The following is an 18,982-nucleotide window of genomic DNA, read 5'->3' on the forward strand; positions in this document are numbered from 1 at the left end:
AGGTCGTGACGGTCCGGGCCTCCGCGAGGAGCCTGGCCGCCGCCTCAGGATCCTTCGCGAGGGCAGCTCTCGGCCAGGCCGAGGTTCATGCCCAGCGCGACGAGCCGCGCCTGCGCGCCGTCGTGCAGATCGCGCTCGATCCGACGCAGCTCGGCCGCCGAGTGGTCGATCGTCTCCGCACGAGAGGCCGAGACCTCAGCGACTCGCCGTTCCAGCGTGCCACGCGACGGCGACAGCAGGGCACGATCGAGCTGAGCGCACCACTTGACGAACACCGGCTCGAGCCACCACCACAGTCCGAACGCGACGACCATCCAGACCCACTCGAGGAACGACTCGGCCTGGGTGTCGACGGTGAAGAAGCCGTACTGCACGTCGAAGGTGCCCGCAGGCGTGACGGCGAACAGGAACGGATAGATCGCGTACCAGACCACCGCGAGCCCCAGACCGAAGGCGATCCACGACAGCGCCCAGCGGATGCAGACCGTCATGTACGTCCACAAGAAGTCCCGCCATCTCGCCGGATCGGCTGCCCAGCCTTCAGCAGGCTCCACGGACTGTTTCCTCGGCGGGGCAGGTACGGGTTCTCGATCTTCGTGCCGAGCACCCAGCCCGACAACATCCGGTGCAGGTTCGTGAGCTGCTGGTTGATCGGGACGAGCACCAGCAGCAGGACCAGCCCCACGCCGACGATCGCGACGCTCAACGACGTCGTCAGCGCGACCAACATCGCCAGGGCGGGCACCGCCAGCACGACGTACACGATCGCGATGCCGGTCGAACGACACACGACGTCTGAGCCCCGCGAAGAACGACTCCCCCGGGGCGGGCGACGTGAGGCTGACGGTCGTGGTCATGAAGGAGGCCTTTCGAGACGGTGGGTTGCTCCCTCGATCCTGCCCCATCCAGCGCGGACGAACAGTGGGCCTGGACCCACTTCCGATCCGGGGTCTGACCCATCGTGCCGAGTCGTCGCATTCACGAGGCTGGAGGTCACCTCACACCTCAACATCTTTGGAAGGGATCATCATGTCTCGCAGAACTCCCACCGTCCGGGTGGCGCGTTGGAGCGCTCTCCACCCGTCGGCGCGCCATCGGCTTGTGGGTCACGTTCGTGATCACCGCGATCGCCCTCATGGCGACGGTGCAGGGCAAGCAGGTCAGCGACGAAGACTTCCGCATCGGCCAGTCCGGCCAGGCCGCCGCGATGATCGATGCCGCCGACCTGACCGCGAGCCCCACCGAGTCCGTCCTCATCACGGCCCCGGAGGGCACCCTCGACGTCGCCCGCGCCGAGACCGTCGCCGGCCAGGTCGCCGAGCTGAGCGCCGACGTCAAGGGCGTCGCCGGCGTCGGGCCTCCGATCGTCTCCGACAAGCGCGACGCGGTGCTCGTCCCGATCACGATGACCGGCGATGCCGACGAGGCCGCCGACCACGTCGACGGGCTGATCGCCACAACCGCGAAGACCCAGAAGCAGCATCCGGGAGCTGGTGATCCAGCAGGCCGGTGCCGCGTCGCTCGACGCCGGGATCAACGACAAGGTCGGCGAGGACCTCGCCTCGGCCGAGATGCTGAGCCTGCCGATCACGTTCGGCATCCTGTTGATCGCCTTCGGCGCCTTCGTGGCGGCGGGTATCCCGGTGATCCTGGCGATCACGTCAGTCATCACGGCCCTCGGCTTCTACGCCCCCATCTCGCTGCTGGTCCCCGACGCCGGCACCGTCGCGAACGTCGTGCTGCTGATCGGCATGGCAGTCGGTGTCGACTACTCGCTGTTCTACCTCAAGCGCGAACGCGAGGAACGTGCTCGCGGGCGATCCACGATCGATGCGATCGAGATCGCCGCAGCCACGTCAGGACGTGCTGTCGTGGTGTCCGGCTTTGCCGTGATGGTCGCGATGTCGGGCTTGTTCTTGTCAGGTGAGGCCGTCTTCAACGCGCTGGCCACCGGCTCGATCCTCGTCGTGCTCGTGGCCGTGATCGGCTCGCTCACGGTCCTGCCTGCCATGCTCGCGAAGCTCGGCCGGTTCGTCGACCGTCCCCGCATCCCCTTGCTCTGGCGGCTCAACCGTCGCATCGGCACCGGGGGCATCAGCGGTCGGCTGATCCGACCGGTCATCCGCAAGCCTCTCGTCTCGGCGGCGATCGCCGGCGGCGCGCTGGTGGCACTCGCGATCCCGGCACTCGGGATGGCGACCCAGCAGTCGACCGTCGACACGCTGCCTCAGGACATCCCGGCTGTCCAGGCCTTCCAGCGGGCTCAGCAGAGCTTCCCGTCAGAACGTCCCACGATCGACGTCGTGCTGAACTCGGACGATCCGTCTGCGGCCGCTTCGGCGCTGCAGCAGGTCGAGTCGGCCTCGGTCGAGGCTGGCATCGCGCTCGCGAGTGGTGAACGACCTGAGGTCTCGGACGACGGTCGGACCTCCGTGCTGACCTTGCACGCGGCCCACACCGAGGGCGACGAGCGCAACGCTGAGGCCATCGCGGAGCTTGCGTGACACGATCGTCCCGCGGGCCGTGGCCGATCTTGACGCCACCACGGCGGTCGGCGGCTCGATTGCCGAGACGTACGACTACGACCACCAGTCGTCCCGCCTGCCCCTCGTCATCGGGTTCGTCCTCGGACTGACCTTGCTGATGATGATCTGGACGTTCCGCAACCTGACCCTCGCGCTGATGACGACAGCCCTGAACCTGCTGTCGGTCGGGGCGGCGTTCGGCGTCCTGACCCTGGTGTTCCAGAACTCGTGGGCTGACGAAGCGCTCAACTACACCTCGTCGGGCTTCGTGGTCGACTGGATCCCGCTGTTCTGCTTCGTGGTGCTGATCGGCCTCTCGATGGACTACCACGTGTTCGTGATGAGCCGGGTGCGCGAGGGACTGCGCAAGGGCCTGCCGTTCGAGCGGGCCGTCGAGTTCGGCATCCGCGAGACGGCGAGCGTCGTGACCAGCGCAGCGGCGGTCATGGTGTCGGTGTTCGCGGTGTTCGCGACGCTCGACATGCTGGAGATGAAGCAGATGGGCATCGGCCTGTCGGTCGCGATCCTGCTGGACGCCACATTGGTCCGGCTCGTGCTGCTGCCCTCGCTGCTCCTGCTGTTCAAGGGACGGTTGCAGAACCTCGGCAACGTCAAGAGCGTCGAGGACGACTACGCCCCCGAGCTGGTTCCCGCCTGACCCAGCAGGGCTGGCCGGGACGCAAGAATCGGGTTTTGTCCGCAGATTCGCGGACAAAACCCGATTCTTGTGTCGGCTGACGGACTAGATCAGACCCTTGGCGGTCAGCCACTCCTTGGCGAGAACGGCCGGGGCGACCTTGTCGTCGCCCTGGTTCTTGGTGTTCAGGTCGAGCAGGTCCTGCGTCGTCAACGCTGCCGAGACCGCGTCAAGAGTGTCTTCGACCTTGTCGGACGCCTTCTTGTCGTTGATCAGCGGAATAACCTGCTGCGCGGCGATCAGGTTCTGCGGATCTTCCAGCGTGACGAGCTTGTTGGCCAGGATCGACGGCGTCGTGGAGTAGATGTCAGCGACGTCGATGTCACCGTCGAGCAGCGACTTCAGCGTCTTGGGTCCGCCGCCATCGCTGATCGGGACGAACTTGATGCCGGTGATGCCGTAGATCTTTTCGAGTCCCGGGATCCCGTAGGCCCGGTCCTTGAACTCAGGATTGGCACCGAGCGACAGATCCTTGACGTTCTTCAGATCGGCGATCGTCTTGAGGTTGTTCTCGGCTGCGAACTCCGGCGTGACGTTGAGCGAGTCCTTGTCCTCCGCAGGCGAGGCATCCAGCACTTCGAGCTCGTCGGGCAGTGCATCGTCGAGCGCCTCCTCGATATCGGCCGGCGAGGTAGCCGTGGCCTTCGGGTCGAAGTACGACAACAGGTTGCCCGAGTACTCCGGCAGCAGGTCGATCTCGCCGTTCTCGAGCGCCGGGATGTAGACCTCGCGAGCGCCGATGTTGAGCTTCTTGCTGACCTTGACACCCTTGGCCTCAAGGGCCTGGGCGTAGATCTCGGCGATGATCTCGTTCTCGGGAAAGGCCGCCGAGCCGATCGTGATGGTGTCGCTGGCCGACTTCGCCGAGTCATCTGATGTCGGATCGCCGCCGCACGCTGCCAGCGAGAGACCCAACGTCACGGCCGCGAGGGCGGTGGTGAGCTTGGTGATGGACATACTTCTCCTTGGTTGTGCGTTCCTTGGTGGGGGTGTGGTCATGCTGAGACACGAACGGGAGCAGGTCGGTTGCGCAGCGCGAGCCGCTGGAGGAGGGCGAAAAGTCCGTCGAGAATGAGTGCGAGCACGATGACGATGACAGATCCGGCCGCCATCTGTGCGTAGTCGCGCACGGCCAGACCGTCGATGAGATATCGACCGAGACCGCCCGGACCCGGGATGAAAGCGGCGACGGTGGCCGTCGCCACGACCTGCAGGGTCGCCGAACGGAAGCCGCCGATGAGCAGCGGCAAAGCCAGCGGCACCTCGACCTTGGTCAGGATCTGCCACTCGGTCATCCCCATGGCGCGGGCCGCGTCGATCGTCTGTCGGTCGACCGACTCCAGCCCCGGCATAGGCCCCGGCCAACAACGGCGGTATCGCCAGCAGGACGAGGGTGAAGATCGCCGCCTTGATTCCGATTCCGGTGAAAAGCGAGGCATACGTCAGCACGCCCAACGTCGGCAGGGCGCGCAATGCCCCCGCTGACGACGGCCAGACACCCGAAGACGTCCGGTGTGACCGATCCACAGGCCAATCGGGATCGCGATCGCCCCGGCAATCAGGATCGTCAAGGCGGTGTAGTCGAGGTGCTGGACGAGGCGGTGGGGCACACCGTCCTCCCCGGACCAGTTGGCCGAGTCCGCGAGCCAGTCGACCGTGTCGCTCGCGACGCTCATGTCTTCGCCCCCCGGAGCCGGGGCAGGTGACGAGTACCAGTCCGTGAGGTCATCGACCACGGCATCAGTAGCCGTCCCGCAAGCACCAGCAGCCCGTCCAAGACCAACGCCAGACCGACGATCCCGATAACCCCGATGACGATCTCTTCGGTGTTGTCGGTGCGATAGCCCTCGGTAAACAGTGAACCGAGGTTGTTGACGCCGATCAGGGCTCCGACGCTGACCAGGCTCACCGTGCTGACTGCGACAACACGCAGACCAGCGAGGAGCACGGGGCCCGCAAGTGGCAGCCAACCAGGAATGCCCGGCCGACCGAGGCATAACCGGTCGCCGTGGCCGCATCGAGCACCGCCGGGGACACCGACTCGAATGCATCAGCCGCAGACCGCACCATGATCGCCACCGCGTAGAGCGTCAGCGCGATCACGACATTGACTGGGTCAAGGATTCCGGTGCCGATGATGCTGGGCAGGATCACGAACAACGCGAGCGACGGGATCGTGTAGAGAATGCCCGAGATCGACAACAACACCCCGCGGATCCGCGGATGCCGGTTGGCGTACCAGCCGATCGGCACCGCGATGACGAATCCGAGCACGATCGGCACCGCGCTCAGCCACAAGTGGCTGAGCAGCAGGTCGTAGACCTTGTCGGAGTTGTTGTTGAACCAGGTCATCCGTCGAGGACTCCCGTGGCCTTGCCGGTCGCATCGACGACGATGCGGACGCCATCACGTTCTTCGACTCGCAGCTTGCGGTGCCCCTTGTCAAGCCCGACGAAGCTGCGGACGAAGTCGTCTGCGGGGGCCGCCAGGATCTCTGCCGGCGAGCCGACCTGGGCGACCTCGCCACCCTTCTTGAGGATCACGACCTGATCGCCCAGGAGGAAGGCTTCGTCGATGTCATGGGTCACGAAGACGATGGTCTTGTCGAGCTCACGCTGCAGCCTCAGCAGCTCGGTCTGCAGCTCTTCGCGCACGATCGGGTCGACTGCTCCGAACGGTTCGTCCATCAGCAAGATGTTGGGATCGGACACCAGGCCCCGGGCCACCCCGACACGCTGCTGCTGGCCGCCGGACAGCTGGCTCGGGTACTTCGTCGCGAGCGAGGGGTCGAGGCCCACGGTCTCCAGCACCGCGTAGGAACGATCGCGCGCCTCTTTGCGGTCGACGCCATTGAGGCGAAGCACGGTCGCGACGTTGTCGATGACCTTGCGATGTGGCAGCAGCCCGGCGTGCTGCATGACGTAGCCGATGCTGCGACGCAGCTCGACCTTGTTGCGGGTCGCGATGTCGACGTCGTCGATCAGCACCTGCCCGTGGGTGGGATCGACCATGCGGTTGACCATCCGCAGCAGGGTGGTCTTGCCGCAGCCGGAGGATCCGACGAACACGGTCGTCGTCCGGGACGGCAGCTGAAGGCTGAAGTCCCCGACTGCCTCGGTCCCGTCGGCGAACGTCTTGCCGATGGAGCGGTACTCGATCATGCGGTCCTCCGCGCTCGGCACCCAGGCACCGGGACAGTAGGTAGGCAAGGAACAGGGTCAGCCCAGTCTGGCCTGATCACCGGTGCGGGGCAATCGGAACCGACCAAGTCACAGCGACGACGTGACGATCTCGGCCACCTGCTGCTCGACCCCGGTACCACCTGCAACGACAGGCAGTCCGGCAGCACGCCAGGCGTGGATGCCGCCGACGATGTCGCTGGCCGGCAGGCCCAGCGAGACGAGAGAAGACGCGGCGAGCGACGAGGTGTATCCCTCCGTGCAGACAACGATCCACTCCTGTCGTGGCGTGGCCAGGGGCAGGCTGGCCCCTGACGATGGGTGAAGACGCCACTCCAGATGATTGCGCTCGACTATGACAGAACCAGGAATCTCCCCGTCCGTCTCACGTTGCCAGGCCGGCCGGATGTCGACGATCAGGGCGCCGGAGCGGACCCGGTCGGCGGCTTCGTGAGGTGCCAGCCGGGTGATTCCCGAGCGCGCCGCGTCGAGCAAGTCGTCGACCGAGCCGAACGTCGCGCTCACGAAGCCGCCCGCAGTTCGGGCGCCGGCGCTTCTGGGTCGTCGGTCCACATCGAGGCGAGCTTGGTCAGCTGGTGGCCTTCGACGTCGTAGTAGTTCATCAGCGACAACGGCGGCGAGTAGGCGTGCACGCTGACGGCCGTCTCCTCACGGACGTTGCGAACGTCGTGCACGTAGTGCTCGCCGAACACGACCGAGTCGCCTTGCGACCTGGCGGTGTCGGTCAGCACCTCGACACCGGGCGTCCAGACGGCTTCGCTGAGCTCGCCGCTGACCACCGTGAAGGCCCCCGAGGAACCTCCGTGGTCGTGGAGCTGCGTGCCTTGCTCGGTCGTCCAGCTGATCAACCAGATGTCGACCTGGTCGTCACACAGCAGTCGCACGTGCCAACGGCTCTCCTCGTCTGCGTGAACCTCATAGAGGCCCGCGCGAACGTCGTCAGCGACCGAGCTCGTCAAGGCGACGAGATCGGCCAGCGACAGGGGCGCGACGGTGGGACGGCGAACGGTCATGAGTCCATGGAACGCCTGCGCTCCGTGCCATTCCGGGCGGTTTCACGATCTGGGACGCTCAGCTGTTCTGTCCTTGCATGGGCTACGGCAGTGGGACGACGCCGAAAGCCGACCCCCCTTTTGGCGTCCGAAACAGGGGTGCGTTAGAGTTGCTCTCGCAGTCAAGCGCACATGGCCCCGTGGCGCAGTTGGTTAGCGCGCCGCCCTGTCACGGCGGAGGTCGCCGGTTCGAGTCCGGTCGGGGTCGCCATGCGAAGCACAAGACCCGCTCTCTTCTGAGAGCGGGTCTTGTGTCATTCACCTGGGCTTTTGCCCGCGAGGCGACGGGCCGTGACGAGTGCCACACGCGATCGGCAGCTTCGACGGGATGATGTCCGCAGCCAAACTAGTTGAACATTGCATGACTTCTGTTGCAATCGACTCACCGTTCATCCTGGCCGACGACACTCTCGACACGCTGTTCCGCGAGGCCCGCACTGCCAACACGTTCAGCGACACCCCGGTGTCGGCCGAACAGGTCCGGGAGGTCTTCGAGCTGGTCAAGTTCGGCCCGACCATGATGAACATCCAGCCCCTGCGACTGCTGCTCGTCGAGCAGGGCGAAGGACGCGAGCGCCTCGGTGCTCACATGGCCGAGGGCAACTTGGCCAAGACGCTGACCGCTCCGTTGGTTGCTGTCGTCGCCGCTGACGTCGACTTCCACACCCGCATGCCCGAGCACTTCCCCCACAAGCCCGACGCTGGCGACATGTTCGCCGCCGACGCCGACTCACGGGCGCAGATCGCGCGCTACAACGCCGCCCTGCAGACCGGCTACTTCATCGTCGGCATCCGGGCAGCAGGCCTGGCTGCTGGCCCCATGGGCGGATTCGACGCGGCCGGCATCGACGAGGAGTTCTTCGGCGGAACCACCTGGCGCACGCAAGCCGTCATCAACATCGGTCACCCCGGCGAGAACCCGTGGTTCGACCGCCTGCCCCGCATCTCGGCCGACGACGCCGTCAAGGTCGTCTGACTCCCCCGCGCCACGCGGTCCTCCGGGGCCGCGTGGCACCCTGAGATCATGGCCGATCTCACTGCCCGACTGAACGACATCCTGCCCTCTGTCATCGACGACCTCGAAGGCTTGATCCGCATACCGTCGGTGTGGGCGCAGCCCGAGCACCACGACGATGTCCGCCGCTCCGCGACCGAGGTCGAACGCCTGCTGCGCGAGGCCGGGTTCGCCAGCACCCGCATCGTCGAAGCCGGCGGCGCACCCGCCGTCATCGCGCATCATCCCGCCCCGCCCGGCGCCCCCACGGTGCTGCTGTACGCCCACCATGACGTCCAGCCCACCGGAGATCCGGCGCAGTGGACCTCACCGCCGTTCGAGCCCACCCGCCGCGGTGACCGCCTGTACGCCCGGGGCGCCGCCGACGACAAGGCCGGTCTCGCCGCTCACCTCGCGGCGTTCCGCGCCCACGACGGCAACCCGCCGGTCGGCGTGACGGTGTTCGTCGAGGGCGAGGAAGAGTCCGGGTCTCCGAGCCTCGTGGCCCTGCTCGAGCAGTACCGCGACGAGCTGACCGCCGACGCCATCGTCATCGCCGACTCAGCCAACTGGGCCATCGGCGTGCCAGCGTTGACGGTCACGCTGCGCGGCATGGTCGACTGCGTCGTGACAGTTCGGACGCTCGGCCATGCCGTGCACTCCGGCATCTGGGGAGGTGTCGTCCCCGACGCCCTCACGACCTTGTGCCAGCTGCTCGCGACGATGCACGACGCCGACGGCTCCGTCGCGATCGAAGGTCTGCACCGCGGCACCGCCGCAGAGCTCGACTACCCGGAAGACCGGTTCCGCGCCGAGTCGTCCGTGCTGCCCGGTGTCGAGCAGATCGGTCGCGGCTCGATCGTCCAGCGGCTGTGGGCCGAGCCCGCCGTGAGCGTCCTGGCGATCGACTCTCCATCTGTTGCCGAAGCGTCCAACACGCTCGCAGCGTCCGCACGAGCCAAGATCGGCATGCGCGTGGCACCTGGTGGGGACGCGACCGCGCATCTCGATGCGCTCGCCGCGCACCTGGAGGCCCATGCCCCGTTCGGTGCACATGTCGAGGTCGAGCGCGGCGAGACCGGTGAACCGTTCACGGTCAACGCCGACGGACCGGCGTACGACGCAGCCCGCTCGGCGTTCCGTGACGCCTGGGACGGGACCGAGCCGGTCGACATGGGCATGGGCGGGTCGATCCCGTTCATCGCCGAGTTCGCTCGGATCTTCCCGGAGGCTGCGGTGCTGGTGACGGGCGTCGAGGACCCCGACACCCGCGCTCACGGCATCGACGAGGGCCTGCACCTGGGCGAGTTCGCCAAGGTGTGCCTCGCCGAGACGCTGCTGCTCCAGCGACTGGCGGACACGGTTCGTTGACCGCCGAGGCCATGCGATAAGGTGAGTTCGCTCGCTTGCGAGCGTGGCCAGGTAAGCTCAGTTGGTACGAGCATCCGCCTGAAAAGCGGAGGGTCGCCGGTTCGACCCCGGCCCTGGCCACAGCAGAAAATGAAAAGCCCCGCGTTCTTTGCGGGGCTTTTCATTTTCTGCTCTGACCTGGGTCAGCGGGCGAGACGGTGGCGCCTGGGGGTCCCCCTGCTCAGAGCGAAGCGGAGAGCTTGGGGCTTCGACCCCGGCCTCGGGGACCGATGCGGAACCGGCGCCTGGGGGTCCCCCCTGCTCAGAGCGAAGCGGAGAGCTTGGGGGGTTCGACCCCGGCCTCGAGGCCCGATGCGGGACCGGCGCCTAGGCTTGTCTCATGGACCTCGGACTCACAGATCGCGTCTACATCCTCACCGGCGCTTCGGGCGGGCTCGGTCTCGCGACGGCCCGCGAGCTCGTCGCCGATGGCGCGAAGGTCGTGATCTCGTCGCGGAGCCAGGAGTCGATCGACCGGGCGACCGCCGGCTGGGACCGCAGGCGATCGGTATCGCGGTCAACAACGCCGACGCCACTGCGCCGGCTCAGCTGATCGCCGCAGCCCAGACGACGTTCGGCCGCATCGACGGCGCGCTCATCAGCGTCGGCGGCCCTCCCGCAGGCCCGATCCTCGACCGCACCGAGGACGAGTGGCGCACATCCTTCGAGTCGGTGTTCCTCGGCGCGATGCGGCTCGCGACCCAGATCGCTGCCGAGCTGGGTGAGGGCGGCTCGATCGCGTTCGTCCTGTCGACGTCGGCGAAGTCTCCTGTTCCTGGCCTCGGCATCTCGAACGGCCTGCGTCCGGGGCTGGCGATGGCGGCCAAGAACCTGGCCGACGGCTCGGGCCTCAGGGCATCCGCGTCAACGGCCTGTTGCCCGGCCGGGTGTCGACCGACCGGGTGCAGTCGCTCGATGCGCTGACCGGTGACGCCGAAGCCGCTCGCGCCCTGCACGAGCGCTCGATCCCCTTGCGCCGCTACGGTCAGCCCGAGGAGTTCGGCCGGGCGGCGGCATTCGTGCTGTCGCCGGCCGCCAGCTTCGTGAACGGTGTCATGCTGCCGGTCGACGGCGGACTGTCACGGGCCCTGTAACCCTGCCGGGACGTGGCGGCCTCGGACCGCCAAGGGCCTGGGCCCGGTGAGACACCGGACCCAGGCCCTCATGACTGGCTGAGCTGTCAGGCGTTGGCCGCCACGGGCGCCGAGTCGGGCGTGTAGTAGCGACCCTTGGTCGCTACTGTCATCGCGATGTGGATGATCGGTCCGACGAACATGGCGATGAAGGAGGCGTAGTACGTCGGGTAGACCTCGAGGATCCCGAGCGCGCCGATCGCCACCGCGACGCCCAGCGAGACGAGCCCGCACGGATTCCACTCGCGCACCTCGCCCTCGCGGAACTCGATGTTCTCCTTGCGTCCGAGTCCGAGCCAGCGCCGGCACACGAAGTAGTCGGCCAGGAGGATCAGCACCCAGGTGTTGGTGAGGACACCCGTGATGGCCAAGAACGTGCCGAGGTGGTTGATGACGTTCGTCGCGTAGAAGATGACGCCGAACAGCCAGATCGCGAACATCCACCACGGGCGACCCGGGCGGAACCGCGAGACGGCATCGACGCCACTGGACAGGGCGATCGAGCCGCCGTAGAGGTTCATGACATTGATGCGGATCTGCGTGATGACCACGAAGACGACACCCGCGAAGCCCATCAGGTGGACGAACACGAAGCCGGGGTCCTGCGCCTTCTCGGCGCCGAACTCGCCAATCAGCGTGGAGCCCAGCATGGCTCCGAGGAAGATGATCGTGAACATGGGGACGAGCTCGAGGAACATGATCGTGCCGGTGCCGCGGTAGCGGATGTTGCGGCTGGCGAACCGGCCGTAGTCAGTCGCCATGAGGCCCTGGAAGATCATCTGGCCGTTGGCGAAGCTCATGGCGGTCATCAGGGCGGCTCCACCGGACAGGCCGGTCGCCTCCCACATGCCCGGACCAGCGATGTCGTGCTTGTCGTTGAGCGACAGCAGCGCCCAGACCATCAGGCCGACGAAGATCGGAAAGCCCCACGTCTGCAGCGCCGACATCGCGTACATCCCGCGCCAGACGAAGGCAATCGTCACCAGGCCGATGACGGCGAAGATGGCGATACCGGTCAGCGAGCCGATCGGGATGTCGAAGTAGTACGCGAGGGCGTGCGACACGATCGTGCCCTCGAACAGGAAGTAGTAGATGAAGTTCAGCGCGTAGATGAACGAGGCGATCGCCGCGCCGCGACTGCCGAAGCCGAGGCCTCGGGAGATGAGTCCCTGCGAGAGTCCCTCACGGCTGGTCATCCGCATCGTGAGCGCGCCGATGACGATTGCGCCGATGAAGAATCGCTGATCGGGATCAGCATCTTGGGCCAGCCGACCAAGAAGGTCTGCTGGGCGCCGAACGAGAAGAAGAACATCGCGGTGGCGTTGCCGAGCAGCACGAGGCTGATGGCGGGGATGGGCCAGCGCCGGTCGTCGGGGACGCGCTCGACGGAATAGCTCTCGATCTGCTCGTCGAGCGAGGCCTCCGGTCCTCGGAAGGCTGAACGTAGGGACATGTGGGTCTCTCCTTGGGTGAACGGTCGCGTCGGGGTGCAGCAGGACGTCAGGCGGTAGGGGTGGCCCAGCGCGGGTCGAGGGGGGTGTCGAGGTCGACACCGAGGTCGTGCAGCAAGGCACGCGTCGTGGCTCGGGCCTGCTCGACGGCACGCGCCGAGAAGGCGGAGAGCTCGTCAGCCTCCGGTGTCGCGACGGCCCACTCGGCTTCGAGCGCGTCGAAGGCGGCGCGGATCGTTGCGGCGCGGTGCGTGAAGTCGCGGGCGCTCGGGTCCTTGGCGGCGTCCAGCAGCAGGTGCCACAGCCACCAGTCCGAGGCGGGATCATGCTGGGGCTGGGTGTGCGCACGCGGGTCCGCAGGTCCGGACGGTATCGGCAGGACGGTGCTCGGTGGCAGCTCGGCACCGACGTGGACCGGCAGGTAGACCCCGGTGCACGGGGTGACGGGCGACCACCAGATCGTCACCGGACGGCTGGGGTCCGGGTGCAGCCTCGACGACTATCGAGGCTGCGGTGTTGCCCCACGTGAACCCCGACGGGTGTTCGTGCATGCACAGGGTGTGGAAGTCGGGGCGCGATGCGTCGAAGCTCGGCCCGCCGAGGAACGAGTCCTCAAGGTGATCGCGCAGGACGCCTTTCGCATCGGCGAGGGTGACGCCACCGCGCTCGGCTGCATCGGTGAGCAGCTGGTGCGATCGGCGCCGCCGGATGTGTGACACCTGCAACGGCGTCTGCGGATCGGTGAAGGCATCGGCGACGTCGAGCTCGCCGGCAGCTGCGTTCCAGCCGCCGGACCGCAGCGCCAGGTCGAGCAGACCATCGCTCGTCAGGTCGGCGTCGCGCCGTGTAGAGATCTCGTTGCTGACGGACTCGACGCCCGTGGTGAGGCGGCGAGCGGCCCACTCGCGGCCGATCGTCTCGAGCACCCAGGCCTCCTGGGGGTCCGCGATGATGAAGGAGTTGTCGTACGAGCCGTCGGCGTGGGACGTCCCGAACATCGCCGATCCCCACTGACCGTGCTGCTCCAGCAGAGTCGTGATGACGTCGAGGGCGGCGCGGGCCGAGTCGCCGCGCTCGAGGCCCAGCCGCACCAGCTCCATGCCCAGGAGGCCGGGCTCTGGGCCGTCGCCCTCCTTCTCGGCCGCCACGGACGCTGCCCACGGCCGGGTGAAGATCGCCTCGTTGCCGATCGCGACACGATGCTCGTTGACGCCGATCTCATATCCCCAGCACCAGAACGGCGCCGATCCGATGTGCGCGAAGGCGGGAGCGTCGTCGATCGTCAGGTAGGCGAGCTGCAGCGGCTCGCCAGCCGGACGGGCCGGCTCGCTGCGCAAGGGCTGGGTCTCACCGGCGGGTCGATCACTGTTCTTGCCGAACAGCACCGATCCGGACGCCGTGGCGTCGGGCAGCGCGACGAACGTGTCGCAGCTCCAAGGACGATGGACGGTCATGGGTGGGCTCCGGTCTGTGTCGGTAGATGGGCGGCGATGGCTCGGGCGGTAGCCCGCTCCAGCAGGGTCCGGGTGAGGACGGGATCGGTGGCGCAGGAAGGGTCGAAACGGTCGAGGGCGACGACCGACAGGAAGGGATGATCGGCCGAGGCAGGGAGGCGGTTGCTGCCGACGATCGCGATGGTCGGAACACCCAGGCGGGCCGCCATCGCCGCCACGGCGACGGGCGCCTTGCCCCGCAGGCTCTGCTCGTCGAGGCAGCCCTCACCAGTGATGACCAGGGATGCCCCGCGGATGACGGACTCCGCGTCGAGCAGCTCGAGGAAGACGTCGCCACCCGACCGGATCCGGCCACCGAGCACCGCACCGGCCCAGGCCAGCCCACCTGCGGCACCCGAACCGGCCAGCCCGCTGGTGCCCTCGCGGTCGACCTGCGGCTCCACGATCGCGGCGAATCGCTCCAAGGCCTGCGACATCAGACCCACGGTGTAGTCGTCGGCGCCCTTCTGACGAGCGAACATCTCGGCTGAGCCGTCCGGGCCGACCATCGGTGTGTCGACGTCACAGGCCAAGGTCAGGCTCAGGCCGGCGATGACGTCGGCAGCCGCAGAGACGTCGACCGTGGCGCAGGCGCGCAGGCCGTCCAGACCCTCGCCTACCGGTTCGCCTCGGGCGTCGAGCATGACGGCACCGAGCGCCCGCAGCAGTCCGGACCCGCCGTCGGTCGTCGCGCTGCCCCCGAGGGCCAACGTGATGTCGGTGAAGCCGCGATCGGCCAGCTTGCGCAGCACGACACCCACTCCGCGCGTCGACGCGTCGGCTGCCTGCGCGACAGTCGGGCGTCGAGCGCCGAGACCGCAGATCGAGGCGACCTCGATGATCGCGTGGCGGTCGTTCACCGCGACCTGGGCGCCGATGGGCACTCCGGCCACGTCGGTCGTGGGCAGCACCATCTCTGCCCAGCCTCGCGACAGGGCCGTCGCAACGCTGCCGTCGCCACCGTCGGCGATGGGCAGACTGTCCGCGACGACCGCGCTGGCGCTGGCCTGGACCGCTGCCAGCATCGACTCGACGGCTCGGGGCCGACACCGTGCCCTTGAACTTGTCGGGGGCCAGCACGACCCTCGCTCGTGTCTCCGCCTCGCTCAACGTGTCCTCCATCACTTAGATTGTTCGTCAAGTTATCACGACAACCAACCAACTTGTCCACCCGAGCGTCCGATAAGGTGAGTCCCATCGCCGACCAGGGACTGAAGGACAGCCACCATGCCGATTCATCTCGCCACCCAATCTGTCGGCGATGCGTTGATCGACTCGCTGCGTGAGCGCATCCTCACCGAGGACATCAAGGCCGGCGTGCCGGTCACCGAGGCCTCCGTGGCGGGCGACTACGCGGTCGCTCGACAGACCGCCAAGGCCGCAATCGAACGACTCGTCGGCGAAGGCCTGCTCGAGCGCACGGCACATCGCAGCGCGCGAGTTCCCGTCCTCGAGGCCGCACAGATCCACGACCTGTACTTCGCTCGCGGCGTCATCGAGTCTCGCTGCTACGAGATCCTGGCCGAAGGTGGAGGCGTGTCAGCTGCCGCGGCTCTGCCCACTCAGCCTTCGCAGCCACAGCCCTCGGCGATGACGTCACCGCCATCGTCGACGCGGACGTGGCCTTTCACCGCGCCTTGGTCGCCAGCCTCGACAGCCCTCGTCTCGCCCGCGCGCACGAGCTCGTCATCAACGAGATGCGGTTGTGCCTGGCCCAGGTGCAGAGCCACCACCTGCTCGATGCCACCGAGATCCGTGCCGAGCACGAGAGCATCCTCGACGCGATCCGTCGCGGCGACCCGGTCGACGCGAAACGGGCCGGCCTGTTCCACCTGTCCCACGCAGAGTCCAAGCTGCTCGAGCACCTCGCGCGTCACTGAGCTTACAGCGCAGGCGCAGGCACCAAGAGCCACTGCCGCGGCGTCACACCTCCTGGTGGATCGGCTCGCGCGGCTGCTCCGCCTCTCGACGAGACTCGCCCGGATGCCAACCTGGCGGCATGAAGACATAGCCGATCTTGTCTCGCCAGCGGCGGGCCGCCCGCACGTCACGCGCCAGCGAGACGAACGGGCCGTACTGCAGCTTCAGCACGTTGTAGGTGCCGACCGGCACGGTGAGCCCATAGGTGGGACGGTGCAGCTCTTCTTGGAACGTGCCGAACATCCGGTCCCAGATGATGAAGATGCCGGCATAGTTCTTGTCGAGGTACTCCGGATCGCTGCCGTGGTGCACGCGGTGGTGCGAGGGCGTGTTGAAGATCAGCTCGATGGGGCGCCAAAGCTTGCCGACACGCTCGGTGTGCTGGAAGAACTGGAAGATCAGGTTGAAGCCGAATGCGACGTAGAGCATCCACGGCGCGAAGCCCAGCAGCGGGAAGGGCGCCCAGAAGATCGCCTCGGCCCATGGGTTCCACTTCTGTCGCAGCGCGGTCGAGAAGTTGAAGTACTCGCTGGAGTGATGCGCCTGGTGCGCGGCCCAGCCGATCCGGACGCGGTGGACGAACCGGTGCTGCAGGTAGAAGGCCAGGTCGAGACCGAGGATCAGCAGCGCCCATGACCACCAGGTGTCGGTCGGGAGATGCCACGGGGCGAGGTAGACGCTGATCGCGACGAACAGCACGAGTGTCGTGACCTTGAAGACGGCGCTCGAGACGAGCGACCCGACGCCCATGATGAGGCTCGTGCGGGCGTCCTTCTTCTCGTAGCCGCGCATGCCGGTGTCGGACTCGAGCCACTTGAACGCCGCGATCTCCAGCAGCAGGGTCAGCACGAAGAACGGGGCGGCCGCAATGGTCGGATTCTTCAACAGCTCCAGCGTCTCCACAGTGCCTCCTGATATGACTCGCGAGTAAGTTAACACAGAGTCATATAGGACGGCTAGACTTCCGTCGTGGTCAGAACCAATGCCGGCACCAAGGGTGTCCCCCGGATGGATCGTGAGACGCAGATCCTGTCGATTGCGTCCGAGCAGTTCGGCACCCACGGGTTCGCCGCAACCTCGGTAGAGGCCGTCGCCAAGCTCGCTGGCATCTCCAAACCCCTGATCTACAACTACTTCGGGTCCAAGGACGGACTATACGAAGCCTGCCTCGACCGGGGCGGCGCGTTGCTCGCCGACGAGATCGAACGAATCGCGCGCGGCGATGCCGTCGGGCTCGACCGCGGCATGCAGACGCTGGCCGGACTCTTCAACCTGCTCGAGCCCCAGCGCTACCTGTGGCGCCTGTTCTTCGATCCTTCGGCCCCCCAGACGGGGCGCGTGTCCGAGGTGACGACGCTGTACGTCGACCGCATCGGCAAGCTCGCCGACGAAGGCGTCTCCGAGCTGATGAACCTGGCTGGCAACCACGACGGCTCGACATCTCGGCCATGACCGCGGTGTGGCTCGGCATCGTCGACTCCGTCATGGACTGGTGGATCGCCCACCCCGACCAGACCGCCGAGCAGATGACCGAACGCTGCACCCGCCTCGTCGTAGCGCTCTTCGGCGGCCTCCCCACATGAGGCACCGGCTGACCGGCCAGACCATCGTGCTGACGGGGGCATCGAGCGGCATCGGCGCCGAGGCAGCCCGCCTGCTCACCCGGCGCGGCGCCGCAGTGTGCCTCCTGGCCAGGCGCGAGGACGAGCTCGCCGAGGCAGCCGATGACATCTCTCGCAGCGGCGGAGCTGCTCACGTCTACGCCGTCGACCTCACGGACCCGGACGGCGCCTCGCTCGTCATCGACCGCCTCCTCACCGATCACGAGCGCATCGATGCCGTCGTCAACAACGCTGCACGTTCGATCCGCCGCCCCATCGCCGACTCGGTCGACCGGATGCATGACTACGAGCGCACCATGGCCATCAACTACTTCGGCGCCGTGCGGCTGACGCTGGGGCTGCTACCTCGATTCCTCGAGCAGGGTCGAGGTCATGTCGTGATGTCGTCGAGCATGTCGACCCAGATCCCGATCCCGCTCTTCTCGGCCTACCTCGCGAGCAAGGCGGCCCTTGAGTCGTTCACCCGCTCGCTGGTCGCCGAGCAGGGAGCGGCCGGGATCTCCGCGACCACGATCCACTTCCCGATGGTCCGCACCGACATGTCTGGCCAGACGGCGATCTACCAGGCCATGCCGATGATGAGCCCCGACAAGGCCGCGCGATGGATCGAGAAGGCAATTGTCGACAAACCGACAAGGATATCCAGCCTCCACGGCACCGCGGCCGAGATCGCGATGGCCACGACCCCCGGCATCGTCACGGCTGGCCTTCGTCCGGTCTTCACCCACATGGACCGCATCCTGACACGTAGATCACGACCCACCGATATTTAGTTTGTGTGCCAATGATTGGTATACTCACTACATGGCCAAGAATCCCTTAGCGCTCGAAGAACAGGTCTGCTTTGCCCTGGCCGTCGCCTCTCGCGAGGTCGTCTCGTCCTACAAGTCGGTGCTCGAGCCGCTGGGCCTGACCCACCCGCAGTACCTCGTGATGCTCGCCCTCTGGCAGCACGCCGAGGCACCGGAGGAGAAGGTGCTGTCCGTCAAGGACCTCAGCGCCCTGCTGCACCTCGACCCAGGAACCCTGTCTCCCCTGCTCAAGCGGCTCGAGTCGGCAGGACTCGTGACGCGTCGCCGCTCCGACGTTGACGAGCGCGCCCTGGCAGTGACCGTCACTCCTGCGGGACGAGAGCTTCGTTCGCGCGCCCTCTCGGTGCCGACCACGATGCTGGCCCGCCTCGGCATGTCAGAAGACGATCTCACCGCCACCAACCACGTCCTCCACAGCATCATCGATGCCGCTCACGAAAGCGCGACCCCATGACGACCAAGAGCAATGACCGGACGCCCGCCGAACAGCTCGTTGCGCTGAGCAAGGTGCAGCGCCGCGTCGCCTCGATCGGCTTCTTCGCCGTCGCGATCCACGGCGTCCTCGGATTGATCGTGGTCGCCGAGGTCGTCATGGGAGAAGGACGCAGCTCCCGACGCCGCACTGCTGCTCGTGATGTCGGGGGTGTTCGCGATCCTCACCTACGTCGTGATC

25 protein-coding genes, 2 tRNA genes and 3 pseudogenes are annotated in these 18,982 nt (G+C 67.0%); 14 read left to right on the forward strand and 16 right to left on the reverse strand.

Annotated features, from left to right (window positions below; translation table 11 throughout):
• Positions 1-44 precede the first annotated feature (44 nt).
• From ACHMWU_RS22960 to ACHMWU_RS22970, 3 genes are all read right to left on the reverse strand, one after another.
• On the reverse strand, positions 45-491 hold the full coding sequence (locus ACHMWU_RS22960) for a histidine kinase (RefSeq protein ID WP_396047493.1): 447 nt from the start codon (positions 489-491) through the stop codon (positions 45-47).
• A complete protein-coding gene (locus ACHMWU_RS22965) occupies positions 488-790 on the reverse strand; it encodes a sensor domain-containing protein (RefSeq protein WP_396047495.1) in 303 nt (100 codons plus the stop codon). Before ACHMWU_RS22965 ends, ACHMWU_RS22960 begins: the two co-directional genes overlap by 4 nt.
• 237 nt (positions 791-1,027) lie before the next feature.
• Positions 1,028-1,483, reverse strand: coding sequence for a hypothetical protein (locus ACHMWU_RS22970; protein WP_396047497.1), 456 nt, complete (start codon positions 1,481-1,483; stop codon positions 1,028-1,030).
• Positions 1,484-1,493: 10 nt separating this feature from the next.
• On the opposite strand from ACHMWU_RS22970, the gene ACHMWU_RS22975 reads away from it, so the two are divergent.
• Positions 1,494-2,504, forward strand: coding sequence for an MMPL family transporter (locus ACHMWU_RS22975; protein ID WP_396047499.1), 1,011 nt, complete (start codon positions 1,494-1,496; stop codon positions 2,502-2,504).
• Entirely contained in the window at positions 2,497-3,183 is a 687-nt protein-coding gene (locus ACHMWU_RS22980) for an MMPL family transporter (protein ID WP_396047501.1), read from the forward strand. Before ACHMWU_RS22975 ends, ACHMWU_RS22980 begins: the two co-directional genes overlap by 8 nt.
• A gap of 84 nt (positions 3,184-3,267) precedes the next feature.
• Here the strand turns inward: ACHMWU_RS22980 and ACHMWU_RS22985 are convergent, their stop codons facing one another.
• The 7 genes and pseudogenes from ACHMWU_RS22985 to ACHMWU_RS23015 all read right to left on the reverse strand — a co-directional run bounded on the left by ACHMWU_RS22985 (position 3,268) and on the right by ACHMWU_RS23015 (position 7,435).
• On the reverse strand, positions 3,268-4,179 hold the full coding sequence (locus ACHMWU_RS22985; RefSeq protein WP_396047503.1) for a glycine betaine ABC transporter substrate-binding protein: 912 nt from the start codon (positions 4,177-4,179) through the stop codon (positions 3,268-3,270).
• Between the two features lie 38 nt (positions 4,180-4,217).
• Positions 4,218-4,898: pseudogene (locus tag ACHMWU_RS22990) on the reverse strand (ABC transporter permease).
• The gene (locus ACHMWU_RS22995; protein ID WP_396047505.1) at positions 4,895-5,131 is read right to left on the reverse strand and encodes a hypothetical protein; all 237 of its coding nucleotides are present in this window, start codon (positions 5,129-5,131) and stop codon (positions 4,895-4,897) included. The pseudogene ACHMWU_RS22990 and the gene ACHMWU_RS22995 overlap by 4 nt, the downstream one beginning before the upstream one ends.
• Positions 5,128-5,574, reverse strand: a complete 447-nt coding sequence (locus ACHMWU_RS23000; protein WP_396047507.1) for an ABC transporter permease — start codon at positions 5,572-5,574, stop codon at positions 5,128-5,130. Before ACHMWU_RS23000 ends, ACHMWU_RS22995 begins: the two co-directional genes overlap by 4 nt.
• A complete protein-coding gene (locus ACHMWU_RS23005; RefSeq protein ID WP_396047509.1) occupies positions 5,571-6,383 on the reverse strand; it encodes an ABC transporter ATP-binding protein in 813 nt (270 codons plus the stop codon). Before ACHMWU_RS23005 ends, ACHMWU_RS23000 begins: the two co-directional genes overlap by 4 nt.
• A gap of 108 nt (positions 6,384-6,491) precedes the next feature.
• Positions 6,492-6,926: a rhodanese-like domain-containing protein gene (locus tag ACHMWU_RS23010; protein ID WP_396047511.1), complete on the reverse strand. Its 435-nt coding sequence runs from the start codon at positions 6,924-6,926 to the stop codon at positions 6,492-6,494.
• Positions 6,923-7,435: a cysteine dioxygenase gene (locus ACHMWU_RS23015; RefSeq protein ID WP_396047513.1), complete on the reverse strand. Its 513-nt coding sequence runs from the start codon at positions 7,433-7,435 to the stop codon at positions 6,923-6,925. Before ACHMWU_RS23015 ends, ACHMWU_RS23010 begins: the two co-directional genes overlap by 4 nt.
• Before the next feature lie 173 nt (positions 7,436-7,608).
• On the opposite strand from ACHMWU_RS23015, the gene ACHMWU_RS23020 reads away from it, so the two are divergent.
• The 6 genes and pseudogenes from ACHMWU_RS23020 to ACHMWU_RS23045 all read left to right on the forward strand — a co-directional run bounded on the left by ACHMWU_RS23020 (position 7,609) and on the right by ACHMWU_RS23045 (position 10,972).
• Positions 7,609-7,685, forward strand: a tRNA-Asp gene (locus ACHMWU_RS23020).
• 150 nt (positions 7,686-7,835) lie between these two features.
• On the forward strand, positions 7,836-8,450 hold the full coding sequence (locus tag ACHMWU_RS23025) for a malonic semialdehyde reductase (protein WP_396047515.1): 615 nt from the start codon (positions 7,836-7,838) through the stop codon (positions 8,448-8,450).
• A 48-nt stretch (positions 8,451-8,498) separates the two neighbouring features.
• The gene (locus ACHMWU_RS23030; protein WP_396047517.1) at positions 8,499-9,839 is read left to right on the forward strand and encodes a dipeptidase; all 1,341 of its coding nucleotides are present in this window, start codon (positions 8,499-8,501) and stop codon (positions 9,837-9,839) included.
• 45 nt (positions 9,840-9,884) lie between these two features.
• Positions 9,885-9,959, forward strand: a tRNA-Phe gene (locus ACHMWU_RS23035).
• Positions 9,960-10,218: 259 nt separating this feature from the next.
• Positions 10,219-10,431 carry an SDR family NAD(P)-dependent oxidoreductase gene (locus tag ACHMWU_RS23040; RefSeq protein ID WP_396049184.1) on the forward strand — a complete coding sequence of 71 codons (213 nt, stop codon included), beginning with the start codon at positions 10,219-10,221 and terminating at the stop codon, positions 10,429-10,431.
• Positions 10,428-10,972, forward strand: a pseudogene (locus tag ACHMWU_RS23045) (SDR family oxidoreductase). Before ACHMWU_RS23040 ends, ACHMWU_RS23045 begins: the two are co-directional and overlap by 4 nt.
• A gap of 86 nt (positions 10,973-11,058) precedes the next feature.
• On the opposite strand, the gene ACHMWU_RS23050 reads toward ACHMWU_RS23045, so the two are convergent.
• The 4 genes from ACHMWU_RS23050 to ACHMWU_RS23065 all read right to left on the reverse strand — a co-directional run bounded on the left by ACHMWU_RS23050 (position 11,059) and on the right by ACHMWU_RS23065 (position 14,980).
• Positions 11,059-12,207, reverse strand: a complete 1,149-nt coding sequence (locus ACHMWU_RS23050) for a purine-cytosine permease family protein (protein WP_396047519.1) — start codon at positions 12,205-12,207, stop codon at positions 11,059-11,061.
• Positions 12,204-12,464, reverse strand: a complete 261-nt coding sequence (locus tag ACHMWU_RS23055; RefSeq protein WP_396047520.1) for a hypothetical protein — start codon at positions 12,462-12,464, stop codon at positions 12,204-12,206. The genes ACHMWU_RS23050 and ACHMWU_RS23055 overlap by 4 nt, the downstream gene beginning before the upstream one ends.
• A gap of 321 nt (positions 12,465-12,785) precedes the next feature.
• Positions 12,786-13,916 (reverse strand): C69 family dipeptidase, encoded by a 1,131-nt coding sequence (locus tag ACHMWU_RS23060; RefSeq protein ID WP_396047522.1) that lies wholly within the window; start codon positions 13,914-13,916, stop codon positions 12,786-12,788.
• Positions 13,913-14,980 (reverse strand): glycerate kinase, encoded by a 1,068-nt coding sequence (locus tag ACHMWU_RS23065; RefSeq protein WP_396047525.1) that lies wholly within the window; start codon positions 14,978-14,980, stop codon positions 13,913-13,915. Before ACHMWU_RS23065 ends, ACHMWU_RS23060 begins: the two co-directional genes overlap by 4 nt.
• A 202-nt stretch (positions 14,981-15,182) precedes the next feature.
• On the opposite strand from ACHMWU_RS23065, the pseudogene ACHMWU_RS23070 reads away from it, so the two are divergent.
• Both ACHMWU_RS23070 and ACHMWU_RS23075 read left to right on the forward strand, forming a co-directional pair.
• Positions 15,183-15,386 (forward strand): annotated as a pseudogene (locus ACHMWU_RS23070) (GntR family transcriptional regulator); the annotation flags it as partial.
• A gap of 74 nt (positions 15,387-15,460) precedes the next feature.
• Complete coding sequence (locus ACHMWU_RS23075; protein WP_396049185.1) at positions 15,461-15,835, forward strand: FCD domain-containing protein; 375 nt, start codon at positions 15,461-15,463, stop codon at positions 15,833-15,835.
• 43 nt (positions 15,836-15,878) lie between these two features.
• On the opposite strand, the gene ACHMWU_RS23080 is transcribed toward ACHMWU_RS23075, so the two are convergent.
• Positions 15,879-16,760: a sterol desaturase family protein gene (locus ACHMWU_RS23080; protein ID WP_396047527.1), complete on the reverse strand. Its 882-nt coding sequence runs from the start codon at positions 16,758-16,760 to the stop codon at positions 15,879-15,881.
• 84 nt (positions 16,761-16,844) lie between these two features.
• Here ACHMWU_RS23080 and ACHMWU_RS23085 point away from each other — a divergent pair, with 84 nt between their 5' ends.
• Genes ACHMWU_RS23085 through ACHMWU_RS23100 form a run of 4 tightly spaced genes read left to right on the forward strand, consistent with a single transcriptional unit; the run spans position 16,845 to position 18,763 of the window.
• Positions 16,845-17,327, forward strand: a complete 483-nt coding sequence (locus tag ACHMWU_RS23085; RefSeq protein ID WP_396047529.1) for a TetR/AcrR family transcriptional regulator — start codon at positions 16,845-16,847, stop codon at positions 17,325-17,327.
• Positions 17,324-17,458 carry a hypothetical protein gene (locus tag ACHMWU_RS23090; RefSeq protein WP_396047531.1) on the forward strand — a complete coding sequence of 45 codons (135 nt, stop codon included), beginning with the start codon at positions 17,324-17,326 and terminating at the stop codon, positions 17,456-17,458. The genes ACHMWU_RS23085 and ACHMWU_RS23090 overlap by 4 nt, the downstream gene beginning before the upstream one ends.
• Entirely contained in the window at positions 17,455-18,270 is an 816-nt protein-coding gene (locus ACHMWU_RS23095) for an SDR family NAD(P)-dependent oxidoreductase (protein WP_396047533.1), read from the forward strand. The genes ACHMWU_RS23090 and ACHMWU_RS23095 overlap by 4 nt, the downstream gene beginning before the upstream one ends.
• 31 nt (positions 18,271-18,301) lie before the next feature.
• The gene (locus tag ACHMWU_RS23100) at positions 18,302-18,763 is read left to right on the forward strand and encodes a MarR family winged helix-turn-helix transcriptional regulator (RefSeq protein ID WP_396047536.1); all 462 of its coding nucleotides are present in this window, start codon (positions 18,302-18,304) and stop codon (positions 18,761-18,763) included.
• Here the strand turns inward: ACHMWU_RS23100 and ACHMWU_RS23105 are convergent.
• Complete coding sequence (locus ACHMWU_RS23105; RefSeq protein ID WP_396047538.1) at positions 18,742-18,969, reverse strand: hypothetical protein; 228 nt, start codon at positions 18,967-18,969, stop codon at positions 18,742-18,744. The two genes, ACHMWU_RS23100 and ACHMWU_RS23105, sit on opposite strands and share 22 nt — an antisense overlap.
• Positions 18,970-18,982: the final 13 nt, after the last annotated feature.

It is taken from the genome of Aeromicrobium sp. UC242_57 (assembly GCF_044452305.1).
Taxonomy (GTDB): domain Bacteria; phylum Actinomycetota; class Actinomycetes; order Propionibacteriales; family Nocardioidaceae; genus Aeromicrobium.